The 2,513-nt window shown below is 63.0% G+C and carries 2 protein-coding genes; both read left to right on the forward strand.

Translation table 11 applies throughout. From position 1 onward, the window contains the following. Window positions 1-118: 118 nt before the first annotated feature. Entirely contained in the window at window positions 119-1,606 is a 1,488-nt protein-coding gene (gene istA, locus DC366_RS19345) for an IS21 family transposase (RefSeq protein WP_108693776.1), read from the forward strand. Continuing rightward, complete coding sequence (gene istB, locus DC366_RS19350) at window positions 1,603-2,367, forward strand: IS21-like element helper ATPase IstB (RefSeq protein WP_108693777.1); 765 nt, start codon at window positions 1,603-1,605, stop codon at window positions 2,365-2,367. Before istA ends, istB begins: the two co-directional genes overlap by 4 nt. Window positions 2,368-2,513: the final 146 nt, after the last annotated feature.

Genomic DNA, 2,513 nt, shown 5'->3' on the forward strand with positions numbered 1-2,513 from the left:
TGAGAACGGCGGTGCGAAAGTCGGCCGCGGTAGCGGCGGGATGAGCCTGCTGCGGGCGGCGTAAAAGTCGTCCACCTTTACCCTTTCTGGTGACAGGGAGGGCGGGAGGATTTTCACTGTGGATTTGTATCGGAAGGTTAGGCTGGCCTGTGCTGAGGGCATGAGCCAGCGTGAGGCGGCGCGGCATTTCAACATCTCGCGCGATAGCGTAGCCAAGATGATGGCGTTTTCGGTTCCACCTGGGTATCGGCGGTCGGCGCCGGTCAAGCGACCAAAGCTGGATGCCTTCACCGGGATCATCGACGGTTGGCTGGACGGTGATCGGGAGGTCCATCGCAAGCAGCGGCACACGGCGAAGCGGGTGTTCGAGCGGCTTCGCGACGAGCACGGGTTCACCGGCGGCTACACGATCGTGAAGGATTACATGCGACAGCGCGAACGGCGCGGCCGCGAGATGTTCGTGCCTCTGGCGCATCCGCCCGGTCATGCCCAGGCCGACTTCGGCGAGGCGGTGGTCGTCATCGGCGGCATTGAGCAGAAGGCGCATTTCTTTGTCATGGATCTGCCGCACAGTGATGCCTGCTTCGTGCGAGCCTATCCGGCAGCCACTGCCGAGGCTTGGGTGGATGGCCACGTTCACGCTTTCGCGTTCTTCGGCAAGGTGCCCGCGTCGGTCCTCTACGACAACGACCGCTGTCTGGTTGCGAAGATTCTTCCTGATGGAACGCGTCAGCGGGCCACGCTCTTCAGCGGGTTCCTGTCGCATTACCTGTTCCGTGATCGTTACGGGCGCCCCGGCAAGGGCAATGACAAGGGCAACGCGGAGGGGTTGGTCGGTTATTCCCGCCGCAACTTCATGGTGCCGATCCCGCGGTTCGCGACCTGGGGAGCGTTCAACGATTACCTGGAGGCACAGTGCCTCAAACGTCAGGCGGATGTCCTGCGCGGCCAGTCCGGGACGATCACGGAACGCCTCGAGCGGGATTTGGCCGCGATGGCTGATCTGCCGACAGCGCCATTCGATGCTTGCGATCAGGTCACCGGACGGGTCAGCTCCCAGGCACTGGTGCGCTACAAAACCAACGATTACTCAGTCCCCGTCGCCTACGGCCACCGTGACGTCTGGATCAGGGGCTATGTCGACGTGGTCGTGATCGGCTGCGGTGGCGAGGTGATCGCCCGTCATCCCCGCTGCTACGACCGCGAGGACATGGTCTTCGATGCGGTCCATTACCTTCCGCTGATCGAGCAGAAGATCAATGCCCTGGACCAGGCGGCGCCCCTGGCGGAATGGGACCTGCCGCCCGAGTTCGCGACCCTGCGCCGCCTGATGGAAGCGCGGATGATCAAGGCAGGACGCCGCGAGTATGTTCAGGTTCTGCGCCTGCTCGAGACCTTCGACATCGACGACCTGCATGTCGCCGTAAAGAAGGCCCTGCAATTGGGGGCGGTCGGCTTCGATGCCGTCAAGCACCTCGTCCTGTGTCACGTCGAGAAACGGCCGCCAAAGCTGGATCTCGATGTCTACCCATACCTGCCGCGAGCGAACGTCGAGACCACATCCGCGGCCAGCTACATGGCCCTGATGTCGGAGGATGCAGCATGACCGACATCCCGAAGATCCTGCTCGCGGATCATCTCAAGACGCTGAAGCTGCCCACCTTCCTGCGGGAATACGAGAAGCTCGCCCGCCAATGCGCCGCGGAAGGGCTGGATCATGTCCAGTTCCTGGCGCGTCTGGTCGAGCTGGAATTGATCGACCGCGAGCGGCGAATGATCGAGCGGCGCATCAAGGCCGCGAAGTTCCCGACGACCAAGAGCCTGGACAGCTTCGACTTCAAAGCGATCCCAAAGCTCAACAAGATGCAGGTGCTGGAACTCGCGCGATGCAACTGGATCGAGCGGCGCGAGAATGTCATCGCCCTGGGGCCCAGTGGCACCGGCAAGACCCATGTTGCCCTCGGGCTGGGGCTGGCGGCCTGCCAGAAGGGCCTCTCGGTCAGCTTCACCACCGCCGCGACGCTGGTCAACGAGATGATGGAAGCCCGAGACGAGCGCCGTCTGCTCCGCCTGCAAAAGCAGCTGGTCGGCGTCAAATTGCTGATCATCGACGAACTGGGCTTCGTGCCGCTATCCAAGACCGGTGCGGAGCTCTTGTTCGAGCTGATCTCGCAGCGCTATGAGCGCGGCGCCACGCTGATCACCAGCAACCTGCCGTTCGACGAATGGACCGAAACCTTCGGCACCGAACGCCTGACCGGCGCTCTACTCGACAGACTGACACACCACGTAAACATTCTCGAGATGAACGGCGACAGCTATCGCCTCGGCCAAAGCCGCGCCCGAAAGGCCCAAGCCGCCACCTGATCACACATTGCAGAATTGGCCCTCCGGGCCAATGCGCCATGGCACACGCCAGCTATCTGGGGAGCGCGCGCACCATGGCGCTTGGTGCCCCGTCACTGGCCTGGTTTTACGCCGCCGCGTGGCCGGTTTTTACTCCGCCGTTGACA

The sequence above is a fragment of the Pelagivirga sediminicola genome (assembly GCF_003072125.1).
GTDB classification, from domain to species: Bacteria; Pseudomonadota; Alphaproteobacteria; order Rhodobacterales; family Rhodobacteraceae; genus Roseovarius; species Roseovarius sediminicola.